The following is a 15,775-nucleotide window of genomic DNA, read 5'->3' on the forward strand; positions in this document are numbered from 1 at the left end:
GAGTCTCGAGACCCGATGCCGCCCGCGGTTTAAGCAGGAATCAAGCGGCCAGATCCGCAGCCGTCTTGCCGACCTGCGACTCGTCGACCTGCTTCATGATGCCGTGCTCCATCAGCAGATCTTCCAGCTCGTCCATGGTGATCGGGGTCGGGATGGTGCCGTTGCCCTTGTTGGCATGAACCTTCTGCGCCAGCTGACGATATTCGTTGGCCTGCTTGGATTCCGGTGCGTACTCGAGTACGGTCATGCGACGCAGCTCGGCGTGCTGCACGATGTTGTCACGCGGCACGAAGTGGATCAGGGTGGTGCCGAGCTTTTTGGCCAAAGACTCGGCCAGCTCGTATTCCTTGTCGGTCTGGCGCTCGTTGCAGACCAGCCCGCCCAGACGCACGCCGCCGGAGTTGGCGTACTTCAGGATGCCCTTGGAGATGTTGTTGGCCGCGTACATGGCCATCATTTCGCCGGACATGACGATGTAGATTTCCTGCGCCTTGTTCTCGCGGATCGGCATGGCGAAACCGCCGCAGACCACGTCGCCGAGCACGTCGTAAGAGACGTAGTCGACGCCTTCATAAGCGCCTTCTTCTTCCAGGAAGTTGATGGAGGTGATCACACCGCGGCCGGCGCAGCCGACGCCCGGCTCCGGACCACCGGACTCCACGCAACGGATGTCGCGGTAGCCGACCTTCATGACATCGTCCAGCTCCAGGTCCTCGACGCTGCCGGCATCGGCGGCCAGGGACAGAATGGTGTCCTGGGCTTTCGAGTGCAGAATCAAACGGGTGGAGTCGGCCTTCGGGTCGCAGCCGACGATCAGGATCTTCTGACCCATTTCGGCAAGTGCCGACAAGGTATTTTGCGAAGTGGTGGACTTGCCGATGCCGCCTTTGCCGTAAAAGGCGATCTGTCTCAGATCTGACATGGTGTTTCTCCGAAGTTGAGTGGGATGGATCCTTAAACGCTGCCGCCCCGGCCCTCTTTGCCGGAACCCGATATCACGACAAGCCGCTCTGTACCGGGGCCGCACCGTTGCCGCCCTCGGCTATCGTTATATCTTATTATATATATCCAAGGATCGTACCAAACCCTTCAGTAAACTATATTCTATTGATAATAAAGGAAATATATGGATAGTCGCGCAACCGGACGACTGCCGGCACGCACCTAAACATTCCAATTTGGAGGGAATTCCTCAGATGCGCGCACTATGGAAGCGCACGAACAAAGGCGCAGTGCCGGAGGAACGCCAAGCGCGATTCGCGGAATCGGCCCGGTCGACGGAGATTAAACCAAGCCGAAAAACGGCTGCACGTCCACCAGGCTGCCCGGCTCCACCGGCCCGCTATCCAGCGGGAGCACGATGAAACAGTTGGCTTGGCTCATCGAGCTCAGGATACCCGACCCCTGCTGGCCAGTCTTGCGAACCACCATCCGGCCCTCGCGATCCGGCTCGACGATGCCGCGCTGGAACTCTACCCGGCCCGGCCGCTTCCTGAGTCTCGAAAGACTGACGGCCTTGAACACCGTCGGGGCCGGCACCGGCCACTCGCCCGCCATCCGGCGCAGAGCCGGCTGAACGAACTGGTAGAACGTCACCATGGCCGCTACCGGATTTCCCGGCAGGCCGAAGAAGGCGGCGTGGCCGATGGCGCCGACAGTGATGGGCCGACCCGGCTTCATCGCGATCTTCCAGAATTCGGTGCATCCCGTCCGATCCAGCGCTTCCCGCACCAGGTCGAATTCACCCACGGAAACTCCGCCGGTCGATACGATCGCGTCCGCTTCGGCGGACGCCTGGGCCAACACGGCCTCCAACCGTTGCCGGTCGTCACCGACGATGCCGAATTCGCGTACTTCGGTTCCCAAGCGCTTCAGCATGCCGAACAGGGTATAGCGGTTGCTGTCGTACAGGCAGCCTTCCCTCGGCGCTTCTCCCGGCTCCTGCAACTCATCCCCGGTGGTGAACAGCGCGACCCTCAACTTGCGGTAAACCGAGACTTGCGCCTGCCCCTGCCCCGCCAAAATTCCCAAGTCGGCGGGCACCACGCGCCGCCCCTGCGCCAACACAATCTGGCCGATGGCAACGTCCTCCCCCGCTTGCCGTACATTCTGGCCCGGCTTTTCCCCCGAACCGACTAGCACCCGGCCATCTTCGGCAACGACATGTTCTTGCATGACGACGGTATCGGCCGCCACCGGCATCACGGCACCGGTAAAGATCCGCACGCACTGTCCCGCCCCCACCGCGCCGTGGAACGGCGCGCCTGCACGCGATACACCGATGACTTCCAGGCGGCGCTGTCCTGATGATGGCAAATCCGCACCCCGCAGGGCATAGCCATCCATCGCCGAATTCGGCGCCGCCGGGACGGCAACCGTGGCACGGACATCCGCCGCCAGCACCCGGCCCAGCGCGGACCGCAGATCTACGGTCTCGGTTTCCGCTACGGGATGCACAGCGTCCAGAATGCGGGTCTGTGCGACCTCTACCGTCAATGCACTGGGGTCGTAGTCGTCTTTACAGGTAATGGCTTGGATGGCGGAGTTCATGAGGAGGCAGGGAACTGAGTCTTTGTTCAAATTGGCCGCACTGCTGGTGCGTGGGGCGGGAATGATAGCGCTATCATCCCCGCGCTCGAAAGGCGGCTATGCCGTCTTCTTGAACCGAGCCGCCTCCTCCGACCCTCCGGTCGCATCGCCTTTGCTGTATGAGTGCGCCCCCATGCCGGCCAGCTTTCCGCCGTCGACGATCAGATATTCTTCCCGGATGGGACGGGCATCGAACCAGCATTCGAGCACTTCCCGCACCCCCGCGGCATAGCGGGCCTGTGCGGACAGGCTGGTGCCGGAGATATGCGGCGTCATGCCGTGGTAAGGCATGCTCCGCCACGGGTGGTCCTGCGGCGCCGGCTGAGGGAACCAGACGTCGCCGGCGTAGCCGGCCAACTGGCCGCTTTCCAGCGCAGAGGCGATAGCGTCACGGTCGCAGATCTTGCCGCGCGCGGTATTGATGACGTAAGCCCCGCGCTTCATCTTGGCCAACATCACCTCGTCGAACATGTGTTCCGTTTCCGGATGCAGCGGACAATTGATGGTGACCACGTCGCACACCCGGATCATCGATTCGACGTTCGGATGGAAAGTCAAATTCAGCTCTTGCTCGACTTCCGGCGCCAGACGATGGCGGTCGGTGTAATGCAGCTTGACGTCGAAAGGCTTCAAACGCCTCAGCACCGCCAGACCTATGCGTCCTGCGGCGATGGTCCCAACCGCCATGCCCTCCAGGTCGTAGGACCGCGCGACACAGTCGGCGATATTCCAGCCCCCCTTTACCACCCATTGGTACGACGGAATGTAGTTGCGCACCAGCCCCAAGATCATCATGACCACATGTTCAGCCACACTGATGCTGTTGCAGTAGGTGATCTCGGCGACAGTGATGCCGCGCTCCATCGCCGCCTGCAGATCGACATGATCCGAACCGATGCCAGCAGTCAACGCCAGCTTCAACCTAGGCGCCTTGGCGATCCGCTCACGGGTCAGGTAGGCCGGCCAGAACGGCTGGGAAATCACGATGTCGACGTCGTGCAGATGCCGATCCAGCTCGCAACCCTCCCCGTCCTTGTCCGAAGTCACGATGAGGGTATGGCCCTGAGCCTCAAGAAATTTCCGCAGGCCCAATTCACCCGAAACGCTGCCCAGAAGGTGACCGGGCAAGAAATCAATCGCCTCGGGACTGGGAGCGGTCTGCCCGTCGGGATAAACCCGAATCTCCGGGATGGAATCACGCGCATAGGATTGCGGATAGCCGTCGACTGGGTCGTCGTACAGCACACATACGATTTTAGCCATGACACTTACTCCAAAAACTGAAATTGTCTCCGGCGTCCTGAGTGGACTGCCGTCCTTGATCGGGAGTGATCAAGTGAGAAACATTCTCAACGTCGAAACAGGGAGCAAGCCAATCGTTTGCGACAATCGTTCAATAACTCACACTTATCAAAGCATCCAGCCGAGATTGCAGGCCCAGGTTTTCGGCGAGCACCCAAGCTTCGGCAAGAATAGGGGGCAGCAGTTGGTGATTGCGCGCCACCAAACCAATTTGCCGGGAAAGTTCGGGCCGCACAGGAATCGCCACCACTTCCTGCCGCATCTCGAATAGCGTCAACAGGCTATGAGGAACGACGGAATAAAGACCGGCACAGCGGACATGGGCGTAAAGCGCGAACACCGAGTCTGTCTCGACCATGACCCGAGGCGTAGCGCCTGCGTCACGGAAAGCCGCATCGATCAATCTGCGGTTCTGCATGTTGGCGGAAAGCAGGCAAAGAGGAAGCTCAGCCGCCTCCTGCCAGCCAATGGTCTGTCCCGAAGCGACTTCCGCGCCGTCCCGGGCCAGCAGCACATGGGTTTCGCGGTACAGCGGCAAAACACGGAATCCCCGCAGGCGGAGATCCTCAAGGTACGTCAGACCAAGATCGAGTTCGAAGGCATCGAGGCCGCGGATGAGTTCTTCCGCGCACAAAGCGCTCACGCTCAAACGGATGCCGGGATGGACCCGCTGCAGGGATTCGGTGAACAAAGGCGAAACTGGCAGGGTGGTCGGAATGGCCCCCAGCCGCAGTACCCCGCTCAAACTGCCGCGAAGCTGTGCTGCCGCTTGCCGCATGCCGTCACAGTCCGCCTGAACCCGCCGTGCCCATTCGAGCAGGCGCTCACCTTCCGGAGTAAATCCTTGAAAACGCTGACCGCGCTGGATGAGCATCACGCCCAGCTCGGCTTCGAGATTCTGAAGTGCGATGGAAAGCGCCGGTTGCGAGACATGGCAACTTTCGGCGGCGCGTCCGAAATGCCCGGTCTTGGCCAAGGCGACGAGATAGCCGATCTGGCGTATGAACATGGTTGTCCCCGCTCTAAACAGGCAGGTATTCCACGATAGCCATCCCGATGATGCTGGCTAATGCCGAATATGCGCCGTAAAACCTGAAAAACTGCGGTGAGTTTCCGACCGGCAACGCCCGTTGCGCTACCGGCCGGACTTAGGGACGTCGGGACAGGTATCCCGAGTGCGGCCGATTATTTCTTGGGCTGGGCCGCGGGAGCGGAAGTCCCTGCTGGCGCTGCCGCCGGCTTGGCGGCGGCAGGTTCCTGACCCTCCGGTGAGCCGGCCGGAGCCGCCGCAGGGGAAGCCTCGGAGGCCGGCGCCGGCGTCGCAAAGCGCTCGACCTTTGCCTTCGCCATCAGATCATCGATGTACTGATGCAGTTTCTGCGTCTGCAACATGGACTTGATCTGCTCCTTTACGGCATCGAACGCCGGTGGAGCGGACTCCCGCGACTCCTCGCGCTGGATCACGTGCCAGCCGAACTGCGTCTGTACGGGCGCCTGGGTGATCTCTCCGTTTTTCAGACTCTCGACAGCGGCGGAGAAGGGTTGAACCATCTGCTGAGGGCTGAACCACCCCAGTTCGCCGCCTTCGTTCTTGGAGCCCGGGTCCTTCGAAAATTTCTTCGCGAGGTCTTCAAACTTTGCACCTTTGCCGAGCTTGGCGATGATGTCCTTCGCCAAGTCTTCCTTGTCGACCAGGATGTGGCGGGCACGGAATTCGGCGCGCTGCATGGCGCCGACACGGTTGTCATACTCCTTCTTGAGCTCCTCATCGGAAACGGTGAGGTTTTTCATGAAATCCTCGGCCGCGACCTGCGACAGAATCACCCTTTCGGCGTTGTCAATCCGCGCCTGGTATTCCGGATTCTTGGTCAATTGCTTGGCCACCGCATCCTGCCGCAGCAGTTCGCGCTTAACCAGCTCGTCGACGATCTTATCTTCCGAAACGTCGCCGCTGCGACGCTGAGCGAGTTCCGATTTGATGGCGCCGACCTCAGCCTTTGTGATGGCCGTTCCATTGACGCTGGCCACCGAATTCTCCGGTGTCGCAACGACGCCGGCCTTGGCTGCGGACGCCTGGGATTTCGGTGCTTCCGGAGCAGGCTGATTACAACCGGTCAAGGCGACTGCCAAGATCGCTGCGCCGCTGGCAAGAGTCTTTTTCATCAAGAATTTCCTGTTGTTTGATGTTCAGAAGGAGTCAAAGCTTTCATGCTGAGGGCATGAATTTCGTTGTGCATCATGTCATCCAACGCCGAATACACCATCCGGTGACGTTGCACCGGAGATTTCCCGTCGAATGCGGCTGACACGATTGTGGCATAGAAATGCCCACCGCCTGACGTCGCCCCCGCATGACCGGCATGGGATGCGCTATCGTCGGTGATTTCCAGATGAAGGGGCTCCAGCGCCCCCTGAATGCGTTCGCGAATCTGTTCGACCCGGCTGCTCATTTTGGGTATACCTGCCGAAAAGGTTTGACCACCACGCGGGCATAGACGCCGGCGCGACCATATGGATCTTCGTCCGCCCAGCGTTGCGCTTCTTCCAGGCTCGGAAATTCGGCGACGATGAGGCTGCCGGTGAAACCGGCCTCACCCGGATCCTCGCAATCGACTGCAGGATGCGGTCCTGCCAACACCAGCCGGCCTTCGTCCTGCAAACGGTCAAGCCGCTGCAGATGAGCCGGACGCGCGCCCTTGCGAAGCTCGAGGCTGCCGGGGTGATCTTCGCAAAGTATGGCGTACAGCACTTGCATCACTCCTCGGTTTTCGCTTCGGGAATGTGGCGCGCAAGGAAGATCGATTGGGCTACCACGAAAACCAGGGTCAGTCCCAGCATGCCGAACAGCTTGAAGTTGACCCAGGTTTCGGTATCGAAGCTATAGACGACGAACAGATTGGCGGCGCCGACGGCCATGAAGAATACGACCCAGGCCAGATTCAGCCGCTGCCAGATTTCCTTGGGGAGGTCGATCTGCTTGCCCATGATCCGTTCGATGAAAGTGCGCTCGCCGATGAACTGGCTCAGCAGAAATCCCGAACCGAACGCCCAGTTAAGGACGGTCGGCTTCCATTTGATGAACAGTTCATCCTGGAACACCAGGGTAGCTCCGCCGAAGCCGGCAATCAGGACCAGGGTCACCAGGTGCATCGGTTCGATCTTGCGGGTCCGGTACCACGCGATACCAACCTGCAACAAAGTTGCGGCGATGGCCACCGCCGTGGCGATGAAGATGCCCTGAAACTTGTAGGCTACAAAAAACAGAATGATGGGGAAGAAATCGAACAGCAGTTTCATCGGTACTCGAGTATTTAGAAAGGCGCCGGATACAGCCCTCGCCTTCCGGCGTCGCCGCCTGCTGGATCGGACTGCATCGAAATCGCCGAGCAGAGGCAGTTCATAAAAGGCATAGTTTACACATCCCGGTGACGGCGGGCATTATGATCTTGATCCGAATTCAACCTTCACTTCCTTCATGGACCAAGAGCAACGTACAGAAATTGAAGCGCGGGCGTTCCGCCGCCTCGTCGCCCATCTCCAAACCCATACCGAGGTCCAGAACATCGACCTGATGATTACCGGGGACTTCTGCCGCAACTGCCTGGCGAAATGGTACAAGGCGGCGGCGGACGAAATCGGCGAAGAGCTTCCGTATGCCGACGCGCTTGCCGCCATCTATGGCATGTCCTACGACGAATGGAAAACCCGCTTCCAAACCGATGCCTCGCCCGAGCAATTACGGCAATACGAGGAAAAGCAGAAGCGCAAAGAAGCCCCTTCGGCCTAGCCAGCCCGCTTGTGTTCGATCAATTCGATCCGGTAGCCGTCGGGATCCGCCACGAACGCAATGACCGTGGTTCCATGCTTCATGGGGCCGGGTTCGCGCACGATCTCGCCCCCTGATGCCCGTATCCGGTCCACGGCCGTGTGGATGTCATCCACGCCCAGTGCAATATGGCCGAAGCCTGTGCCCAAATCGTACTCGTTCACGCCCCAGTTGTAGGTCAGTTCGATCACCGCGTCGTGCGCCTCGTCTCCGTAGCCTACGAACGCCAGGGTAAATTCGCCGTCCGGAAACTCCATCTGCCGCAGCAATCGCATTCCCAGAACTTCGGTGTAAAACCTGAGGGACTTCTGAAGATCCCCAACTCGCAGCATGGTATGCAAAATACGCATGGTTTTTTGTTCCTTCTTTTCGCCATCGTGACCGGCCGAGGAATCCGGTGCGGAGATGATAGCGCGGTGGGGGGAGAAAAACCCCAGGTCCCCTTGCATGTTCCTCCCCGCCGGTACGACGGGCCCAGCGGGCAGACCTGTCCCGACGCATCGTTCCGAAACCGGGCTGCGACTCCACTTTGAAGAATCGCACACAGCTTAAACGGCGCCACGCCCGAGCGCCGATCAAGAAATTACTCCGCCGGCCACCCCGAATCTCCGAGCCGAAGCATGAAAGCGGATCGGCAGGAAGTGCCTGAGTCCGGAATGCCCAGGTCGGGCCAGCCGCATTTTTTCGCGGTGTAACCCGACTGAAAGCCAACCGATCCTGATTTTCTGGCGCCCGATCCCGGCCGGTAGGGCGTCTCCGGGATGGGGCGATATCCTATTGGCAACTCATGGCGTCGTTGTCCCAATGGGTCGGCAGGCCGCACACGACGATGTTGACGCCCTGCATCGTCTGCCGTCCCTGACCGTCCGTGGCGACGACGGTGTAGCTAAAGCCATCGCCGTTGCTCAGGTCGGTGGGCGCCTGGTAGGTGATGACGCCGTTGGCATCGATGGTCATGCTGTCCGGGGCATCCATCAGGCTCAAGGTGAACGGCCCTCCGTTCGTGTTCCTGGCGACCACCTGGTACGTGAAGACCGCGCCGGCGTCGACGCCCAATACAGGCGGGGGATCGATCACCACCGGTCCCTGGCAATTGCCGTTATCCCAACGCATCCCGGCCTCGCAGACATTGAGCTGGAAGAACTGGCTGGCCGTGGCCGGCGGGACGGCGTTATCGGTGGCGGTGATGGTGATGTCGACGACGGGGTTGTCTGGGTTGTAGACGGCGACCCAGTCGATCTGCCCGGTCTGCGGATTTATCGTCATGCCCTCCGGAGCGCTGCTCAAGCCATAGGAGATCGGCAGGCCCATGAGGTGAGTGGCGGCCGCCTGGTAGGTGAAGTGATCGCCCCCTACCGCGCCCATGTTCTGCGGCTGTGGAGGGAACTGGATGGGGCTTTGGCATATGCCGTTATAGTCGATATCCGGTGACACGCAGATGCTGATCCACTCGGCCTGTTCGGCCATGCCGCCCTGGCCGTCCTCGGCCCTGACCGTGTAGGTGACCGTGGTGCTGTTGCCGGAGCTGCTCTGGGCTCGCCAGTCGATCCGGGCGCTGTGGTCGTCGATGCGGCTGAGGGTCATGCCGTCCGGGGCGCCGCTCAGGCTGAAGGTCAGGGGCAGGTTGTTCCAGTCCGTGGCTATCACCCGGTAGTGATAGGCCTCGCCGCTGGCGACGGCGTTGACGAAGGGTTTCGACGTGATGGCCACCGCACCCACGCACCCTCCATACCAATGCAAGGGCGGAGCGCAGACGGTCACGGTGTTCCGCTGCTGGGCGGCGCCTCGCTGGCCGGTGGCGATGACGGTGAAGCTGGCCGGGCCGGTCTGGCCGGCTTGCGGAGTCCATTCGACCACGCCGGAAGCGTCGATGGTCATGCCGTCCGGCTGGCCCTGGAGGCTGTAGCTCAGAGGCTGGCCGCTGCGTTGCTGTGCCTTGACCGCGTAGCGGAAGGTGTCTCCGGGATTGAGACCCGTACTGCTGATGAACGAAGTGACGGTCACCCCGGTGCAGCTCGCGCCGCCCATGTCGTAGATCAGGTCTTGCGGGCAACTGGCGATGACGCGCAGCAATTGCGTCGTTTGCCCGCCCTGGTCGTCGCTGACTGTGACGTAATAGTCCAGCACGTGCGGGTCGACCACGTTGTGCACTCCCGTCACGTAGTTGCGGTCGTGTACGTGGGGTCCATGGATCTGGGCGGCGGGAATCCGCACGACCCCGTTGCCGTCGATGGTGGCGCCTTCGACTTGGCTCATGCTATAGGTCAGCGGATGGCCTTCGGGATCGGTAGCCGTGACCGTGTGCTGGTAGTCGTCGCCGAATACCGCCTGGGTATCGCTGGACGAGGTGATGACCGGCTTCTGGTTGGGAGCGACCGCGACCTTCTCGGAGGGATGGCCGCAATCGCCGCCCGCCGGGGAGCCGGTGCAGCTTTTCTCGATGCTGTGGCACAAGTCGCAGCCGATCGGCGTGCCCGCGGCCACCTTGATCTTCCTGCCCTTGGCGGTGACGAACTCGCGGTCCACCGGCGTCTTCGACAGACGGGCGCCCTTGTGGTCGTTGCCGTGGCAGGCGGCGCACTGGTCCTCGCCGGTGTGGCCGGGTTTCTTGGCGTAGTCGTTGTGCCAACCGCCTTTGATCCTGCCGCTGCTGGAATTGGGGGTGTTGTCTTCCGCTGCGCCTTTCCACCAGCTGGGATCGTAGACGGGATGCATGTTGTGCGGTCCGCCCAGAACGCCGGCCAGGGCGTCCACCACCTTCGCCCCTTCGTCCAGATCTTCCGATTTGGCGAACGAGTCCGCGGTGTGGCAGACCTGACACTCCGCGATGGGGCCGGTGTGACCCTGCAACTGGAGCGAGGTCACGTTGTCGTTGGAATTGGGATCGCGCATTGGCCAAATCCCATGGGCCGCGCCATGACAGGCGGCGCAGGGCACCTGACCGTGGACATCCTTGCTGGCCCGGTACAGCCTGGCCCTGGTGATGACTGGCCGCGGCGGGCCGCCATTCGGGTCGGGAAAGGTATCGCCGAAACGCATGGAGGTTACCGGCACGGCGAAACGGATTTCGTCCGGATTGGCAGGATCGGGCTGGCGCGGCGACGCCGAGCGGTCGGTTTCGTCGAAGGCCGTCTTCATCACCCCGGCGCTGTAGAAACCGTCCGCGCCGCTCTTGCCGCGGTTGGCGTTGCCGGTGTGGCAGGCGCCGCAGTCGGGCGCGTCGACCCAGGGCCGGTGGCGGGACGTGCCGTCCGGATTGGGGTGAGCCAACGTGGGTCCCCCGGTAACGGCGGTCACGTCGCCGTGGCACTGATAGCAGGTGACGCCGGCGGTGTACATGCGGTCGCGGTAGCTCTGCTCGCGCAGGCCGCCGTGGCACAGCAGGCAATTCTGCTCCATCGGCAGCACCTGGCCGCTGGCGTCCTTCACGGGGAACAAGGTATTCGGCAACGAGCCGGTTTTCGGGTCCCAGTAGCTCCAGTCCTGTCCCAGCGGGACGCCGTATCCGCGGTCCTGGACGCCCAGTTGGCTGGTGCGGGCAATGTCGGTCTTGTGTTCGTCGTTATAGAAAAAGCCGGCGTGAATGCCGTGCACGGTGGACGCCAACATCCCGCCATGATGCGCGCCGGGCAGCGGAAGGCCGAAGGGCATGGTTTGCATGACCGAGGAGTGGCAGGCGCTGTTGGCGTTGGCGCAGCCGATGGGGCCGTCCCAATGAATCTGCTTGTTTTTCAGCACGAAGACGCCGTCATTCCCCATCTCCATCTGGTCGATGTAAGGACCGACGTTGCTGTGCAGGGCGGCCGTGTTGCCGATGGCGGAGTATTCCAGGTCGAACAGGCTGTCGCTGGCTGGTTCGTGAAAAACCAGGGGGTCTCCTCGGCCTTGTTTGGCATAGGCCGGGTTGGAGCCGATGCCGCCGGTGAGGTGGCAGGTGCGGCAGCGCATGTCGCGGGCGGAGGAGATGGCCAGATCGGTCGCGGTCACGGTGCCGTTGCGGTTGCGGGCCTCGATGCGGAACAAGGGGTTGGGGTTGACCCGGCCGGCGTCGTCGATATCGGTGACCGGCAGCAATCGGGCGGCGAAGGCATTGTTCTGGCTGTCGAATCCGCTGAATTCCTGGGGGACGTTGGCCTGGTAGGGTTGATCGATGCCCGGCATGTAGCGGCCATGGTCGGTGTTGACGGTGGTGCCGTTGTGGAAGCCCTCGTCCGGCCGGGTGGTGAGCTTCCCGTCGAGGAAGCCGGCGTAGCTGAAGCTGATATAGTCGGGAGCGAGCAGGTCGGCCTGGTCGGAGGGCCGGACATAGCTGTCGAACCAGTCGCTCTTCTGCACCGTGGCCTGTAGCAAGGGGGCGCCCACCGGCCAGTTCTGGCTGGTGGTATTGATGGAGTCGGGACCTACCGGATCGACCGGATTGGAGGCCGACGAGTAGAACAGGGCCGCGGTGTTGGCGTCGACAATGACGGGCTTTCGCGCCTTCTGGTAGACGAGGGCGTTGATGTTGGTGACCGGCGGCCCGAGCGGGTTAGTGATGTTGGGCATGGTCTTGGCGTCGCTGGCGGTCTGCATGGTCCAATCCTGGTAGGGCAACACCACCCAGTCGTCGGCCTTGCCCTGCATCTGGCTGCCGCTCGCCGGCGCCGACTGCCGGGAGGCTTGCGCCATGCTCTGGATCGCGGGCAGGGCGGCGCCGAAGCCCGGATCGGTATCCGGCGGATTGCCGACTACGACTTCCACCGAGTCCTCGCAGAAGCGTTGCTGCTTGTCCCAGGCCATGAACCGCACCCGGTAGCGGCCGTTGTCGCGGATGAACTGAACTTTGGCGTCGGTGCCGGTGGGGCGCAGATAGAGGGTGGGCGTGGTACCCGGCACCGTCTGGCCCATCGAGCCGCCGCCGAAATCCCATTCCATCTTCAGCGGCCCGGCTTCGGGGTCGTTCAGAGCGGCCTGTCCCCGGAAGCTCACGTCGGTGTTGACTGCGGCATGAACGCTGCCAACGGGTGAGATGATCTGGCACGACGGCGTCTTGGCGCAGGTCTTGGGCCGGCCTTTGACCGTCACCGATGCCGTGGCCTCGCCGGTCTTGGCCTCTACGGTACAGAGCGACCCGGGACGGTCCAGATCGGTCCGGGTCAGCTTGAAACGGTGTTTCGCATCCACCGCCGCCTGTCCCAGCAAGCGTCCGCTGCCGTCGTAGAGATCGACGGCAGTGGCATTGCCCTGCTTGAGCTTGCCCTTGACGCTCAAGGCATGGCCGTTCCATTTGGCTGTGAGAACCATGGCAGGATGGGCTGCGGTCTTTGCCACGGCATCTGCGGCAAATGCCGCGGGCGCCAGCAGCGCACCGATGAACAGAAACCAAAGCACCCGGTAGGTCGGGTAGGTCTCGTCGCACCCAACAAATGCGTTTGCGAGGGGATGACTCTGAGCATCCAGAGCCGTACGCAAACTGAGGGCTGTGCTCCGATTGCAGCCGCGATGATTCATGGTCCTTATCCTTGCTGTTGTGGCCATCTTGAGGTTTCAAGCACTGCGCAGCTTGAATGCATGTTCTCGCCCCCAACGAATTCGCTTACGAGGGGATGACGTTATAAGGCAAAAGTTGTACCCAAATTGCGGAGGATCCTTGGGCTTCAGCGGCGACGGTTCAAGGGCCTTGTCTTGTCGTCGTGATCAGCTGAAATTCGACGGGGCCAAAAGTCTCCCCGACGGATGACCCGTCACAGGTAGATAGCTAGGAGTGAGGCTGCCCAACAGTGAGAGCCCAAGAGTGATGGCTGACAGTAGACAAAATCTCGGCTAAAATGCGCGCCTTCCAGCGGAGAGATGTCCGAGTGGTTTAAGGAGCACGCCTGGAAAGTGTGTATACGGTAATACCGTATCGAGGGTTCGAATCCCTCTCTCTCCGCCATCCGACTGTTCCAGGCAGTCCCAGAATGTCCCCAAGCCCGCAGAATTGCGGGCTTTTTCGTATAAACTACGTCCCAGACTGTCCCACATGATCCCCCGCAAGCCCGTGCTTTTTGGGGGCACATCTGGGGGCATGACCCAACCCGGCCGAGGCTGATGCCCCCAAATGGCCGGAAGCCGCGCCACGTCTGAGGTGTAGCCATGTTGACCGATACCGCGATCAAACGCATCAAGCCCAAGGAGAAGCCCTTCAAGCTCTCCGACGAGAAAGGCCTTTACCTCGAAATCATGCCGACCGGCGCCAAGTATTGGCGGATGAAGTACCGGTTCGGTGGCAAAGAGAAACGCCTGGCATTCGGGGTATATCCGGCCGTGAGCTTGCGGGATGCCCGTGACCGGCGCGATGAAGCCCGCAAGCTGCTGGTGGCCGGGGTCGATCCCGGCGAGAACAAGAAGGCGGCAAAGATCGCGAAGGCGGGCGGCGATTCGTTCGAGGCCATCGCCCGCGAATTCATGGCGAACAAGTCCCCAAGCTGGTCGGCGAGTCATCACCGCCACGTCAAGGAATGCTTCGAGCGCGATGTCTTCCCTTGGATAGGCAGCACACCCATCAAGGAATTGGGTCCGGTCGAGGTGCTGACCATGCTGCGGCGCATTACGGCCCGCGGTGCGTTGGAGACGGCGGCGCGCACCCGTCAGTTCGTCGGCCAGGCCTTCCGTTACGCGGTGGCCACGGGGCGCGCCGACCGCGACCCGACTGGCGACCTGAGAGGCGCGCTGCCCTCCCCCACCAAAGGCCACTTCTCCGCGCTGACCGATCCGCGCGAAGTCGGCGAGATGCTGCGGGCGCTGGCGCGCTATTCCGGCACCCATGTGGTACGGATTGCTCTGCAACTGGCCCCGCTGGTGATGGTGCGGCCGGCGAATCTGGCGCAGATGGAATGGTCCGAACTCGATCTCGATGCCGGGGAATGGCGGATTCCGGCCGAGAAGATGAAGGCCAGGGCGGCGCACTTCGTGCCCTTGAGCAAACAAGCGGTGGCGCTTTTGCGGGAGATATACCCCTTGAGCGGCGACGGGCGGTATGTGTTCCCCAGCGCGACGAATGCCGAGGCCTCCATGAGCCGCGAAACACTGGGCGCTTCCATGCGGCGGCTGGGACTGACCGACAGGCAGACAGCCCACGGGCTGCGCACCACGGCGAGCACCATTCTGCATGAGCAGGGATTCAATTCCGACGTGATCGAGCGGCAGTTGGCCCACGCGGAGCGCAACAAGGTGAAGGCCGCCTATTGCCGGGCGGAATTTCTTCCCGAGCGGCGAAAAATGATGCAGGTATGGGCGGACTATCTAGATCGGCTGAAGCACGGCGCGGAGGTGATTCCGCTGGCGCCAAAGCGTAAGGCTTGATATGAGCGGCGAACTTCTCCTTATCGGTCCGATGATGGAGCGTTGATGCCGTAGCGCCCCTATCTCCGAGTTTTGCCAAGCCTAGCCTTTGGCCGGGCGAAAAGGCGGTTCCCTCGCCGCTGAAGGCTTGGCGCCTATCTTTCTTGAGGGGTTGAACACGCGAGGGTGTGTTATGACCGATCTTCCTTTTACTCCCGAGGAACTGGCGGCGCGTTTCGTAAACTCGGAGGAAGAAGCGGAAGAATTCGTGGCGAATGCTACTTTATCCGCTTCAGACCTGAGGAGGTACCTGGCTGACGTCATCGTTGGAAAAAACCCAGCCGCCGCCCGCGCGCTGATTGGCTATTTTTACTGGCGCATTGAAAATTATGAGGACTACGACAGAGACGTTTTGCACGAGTACTTAAGGCATGCCTTCGGCCGAATCCTGGGAAAGGGAGAGTCGAAACCAAAATCGGCAGATGTCGCTTTTGGTTTGAAACGTGGACGCGGCGAATATCCTCGGCCCGATCACTTGGCACGTGATGTAGCCATGGCCGCGCACGTACATGTTTTGCAAACCTACAAGAACTTCACGTGGCTTGATGCGGTCACTGAGACGGCTGGCTTGTTTTTCGATGAAGGCGGTGAAAAGGCCGTTGAAGCCGCCTGTAGAGATTTCAAAGACTTCGTTGGGCATTTTACATACGAAGACCTGAAAGACTTGGCCCCTACGCTCCGGCCATAAATCGCGTT

General features: G+C 61.4%; 13 protein-coding genes and 1 tRNA gene. 4 read left to right on the forward strand and 10 right to left on the reverse strand.

Annotation, left to right across the window (positions count from 1 at the left end; translation table 11 throughout):
* Positions 1-40 precede the first annotated feature (40 nt).
* From nifH to OOT43_RS02150, 8 genes are all read right to left on the reverse strand, one after another.
* Complete coding sequence (gene nifH, locus OOT43_RS02115) at positions 41-922, reverse strand: nitrogenase iron protein (protein ID WP_266023025.1); 882 nt, start codon at positions 920-922, stop codon at positions 41-43.
* Positions 923-1,284: 362 nt separating this feature from the next.
* Positions 1,285-2,550: a molybdopterin molybdotransferase MoeA gene (gene moeA, locus OOT43_RS02120; protein WP_266023026.1), complete on the reverse strand. Its 1,266-nt coding sequence runs from the start codon at positions 2,548-2,550 to the stop codon at positions 1,285-1,287.
* Positions 2,551-2,646: 96 nt separating this feature from the next.
* The gene (locus OOT43_RS02125) at positions 2,647-3,852 is read right to left on the reverse strand and encodes an NAD-dependent formate dehydrogenase (protein WP_266023027.1); all 1,206 of its coding nucleotides are present in this window, start codon (positions 3,850-3,852) and stop codon (positions 2,647-2,649) included.
* Positions 3,853-3,982: 130 nt separating this feature from the next.
* Positions 3,983-4,900 (reverse strand): LysR family transcriptional regulator, encoded by a 918-nt coding sequence (locus OOT43_RS02130; protein WP_266023028.1) that lies wholly within the window; start codon positions 4,898-4,900, stop codon positions 3,983-3,985.
* Between the two features lie 176 nt (positions 4,901-5,076).
* Entirely contained in the window at positions 5,077-6,054 is a 978-nt protein-coding gene (locus OOT43_RS02135; RefSeq protein WP_266023030.1) for a foldase protein PrsA, read from the reverse strand.
* Positions 6,054-6,341, reverse strand: coding sequence for a BolA family protein (locus tag OOT43_RS02140; RefSeq protein WP_266023031.1), 288 nt, complete (start codon positions 6,339-6,341; stop codon positions 6,054-6,056). Before OOT43_RS02140 ends, OOT43_RS02135 begins: the two co-directional genes overlap by 1 nt.
* The gene (locus tag OOT43_RS02145) at positions 6,338-6,640 is read right to left on the reverse strand and encodes a YciI family protein (RefSeq protein ID WP_218809110.1); all 303 of its coding nucleotides are present in this window, start codon (positions 6,638-6,640) and stop codon (positions 6,338-6,340) included. Before OOT43_RS02145 ends, OOT43_RS02140 begins: the two co-directional genes overlap by 4 nt.
* 5 nt (positions 6,641-6,645) lie before the next feature.
* Positions 6,646-7,188 (reverse strand): septation protein A, encoded by a 543-nt coding sequence (locus OOT43_RS02150; protein ID WP_266023034.1) that lies wholly within the window; start codon positions 7,186-7,188, stop codon positions 6,646-6,648.
* Positions 7,189-7,366: 178 nt separating this feature from the next.
* Between OOT43_RS02150 and OOT43_RS02155 the strand changes: the two genes are divergently transcribed.
* On the forward strand, positions 7,367-7,678 hold the full coding sequence (locus OOT43_RS02155) for a DUF1244 domain-containing protein (RefSeq protein ID WP_266023036.1): 312 nt from the start codon (positions 7,367-7,369) through the stop codon (positions 7,676-7,678).
* Here OOT43_RS02155 and gloA read toward each other — a convergent pair.
* A complete protein-coding gene (gene gloA, locus OOT43_RS02160) occupies positions 7,675-8,067 on the reverse strand; it encodes a lactoylglutathione lyase (protein WP_266023037.1) in 393 nt (130 codons plus the stop codon). The genes OOT43_RS02155 and gloA overlap by 4 nt on opposite strands.
* Positions 8,068-8,491: 424 nt before the next feature.
* A complete protein-coding gene (locus OOT43_RS02165) occupies positions 8,492-13,207 on the reverse strand; it encodes a putative Ig domain-containing protein (protein ID WP_266023038.1) in 4,716 nt (1,571 codons plus the stop codon).
* Between the two features lie 333 nt (positions 13,208-13,540).
* Between OOT43_RS02165 and OOT43_RS02170 the strand changes: the two genes are divergently transcribed.
* The 3 genes from OOT43_RS02170 to OOT43_RS02180 all read left to right on the forward strand — a co-directional run bounded on the left by OOT43_RS02170 (position 13,541) and on the right by OOT43_RS02180 (position 15,767).
* Positions 13,541-13,631 (forward strand) — tRNA-Ser (locus OOT43_RS02170).
* 200 nt (positions 13,632-13,831) lie between these two features.
* The gene (locus OOT43_RS02175; RefSeq protein ID WP_266023039.1) at positions 13,832-15,040 is read left to right on the forward strand and encodes a tyrosine-type recombinase/integrase; all 1,209 of its coding nucleotides are present in this window, start codon (positions 13,832-13,834) and stop codon (positions 15,038-15,040) included.
* Positions 15,041-15,212: 172 nt separating this feature from the next.
* Complete coding sequence (locus OOT43_RS02180) at positions 15,213-15,767, forward strand: hypothetical protein (protein WP_266023040.1); 555 nt, start codon at positions 15,213-15,215, stop codon at positions 15,765-15,767.
* Positions 15,768-15,775: the final 8 nt, after the last annotated feature.

It is taken from the genome of Methylococcus mesophilus (assembly GCF_026247885.1).
Taxonomy (GTDB): Bacteria; Pseudomonadota; Gammaproteobacteria; order Methylococcales; family Methylococcaceae; genus Methylococcus; species Methylococcus mesophilus.